Genomic DNA, 1,121 nt, shown 5'->3' on the forward strand with positions numbered 1-1,121 from the left:
TTGCTAATGTTCCCAAACAATAATTTTTCATAAAAACTACCCATAAAAACTATCCGCCCTGATTTAGATTAGATAACCTAAATCAGGGCGGTCTAGCGGGTCTTCAAGTTGCAACCAGACTGCCGGAAGGAACTCCGACGTTAAGCCTAGCTAGTTGAGCTAACTTAGTATCTCAAGAGAACTAAGGCTAACTTTTAGAGAACAGCCCCGGCGCACAGCCGGCTAACTGCAACTTGATGACCCATGCGTATACTACTTTCTATCATGGGCATCACCTCCTTGTTGCCTAAACGGTCTTAGTTTCAAAAGGGGCAAAGCAAAATGCTTTGGGTTTGTAACCTGAGATTACTATAACACAACTGCAAAAATTTGCAATAGAATTTTGCCATTAAAAAAACCCCCACTGACAGGTGGAGGCTAAATGGATATTAATCCAGGATTAATTTTCAGATTTAGAGAGCGTTACCGCGTGGTAGCACTTCTTCTGGGAATACAAATTGTTCATGTGGTTGATCTTGAGGAGCCATCCAAGCGCGGATACCCTCGTTCAGCAAAATGTTTTTGGTATAGAAAGTTTCAAACTCTGGGTCTTCTGCTGCCCGTAATTCTTGGGAAACGAAGTCATAAGCACGGAGGTTTAATGCTAAACCGACGATACCGATTGCGCTCATCCACAAGCCTGTAACAGGTACAAACAACATGAAGAAGTGTAACCAACGTTTGTTGGAGAAAGCAATCCCGAAAATCTGTGACCAGAAACGGTTTGCTGTCACCATGGAGTAGGTTTCTTCAGCTTGAGTAGGGTTGAAAGCGCGGAAGGTGTTTGAGCCTTCACCATCTTCAAACAAGGTGTTTTCTACTGTCGCACCATGAATGGCACAAAGTAAAGCACCACCAAGAATACCTGCTACACCCATCATGTGGAAGGGGTTGAGTGTCCAGTTGTGGAAACCTTGCAGGAAGAGAAGGAAACGGAAGATTGCAGCTACGCCAAAGCTGGGTGCAAAGAACCAGCTAGATTGTCCCAAGGGATACATCAGGAAGACGCTGACGAATACGGCAATAGGACCGGAGAAAGCTAGGGCATTATAGGGACGCAGACCGACAAGACGAGCTACTTC

1 pseudogene is annotated in these 1,121 nt (G+C 44.9%); it reads right to left on the reverse strand.

Going from position 1 to position 1,121, the window contains the following annotated elements:
* Positions 1-452: 452 nt before the first annotated feature.
* A pseudogene (locus FJR38_RS05280) lies at positions 453-1,121 on the reverse strand (photosystem II D2 protein (photosystem q(a) protein)); the annotation flags it as partial.

The sequence above is a fragment of the Anabaena sp. UHCC 0253 genome (assembly GCF_009712085.1).
GTDB lineage: Bacteria > Cyanobacteriota > Cyanobacteriia > Cyanobacteriales > Nostocaceae > Dolichospermum.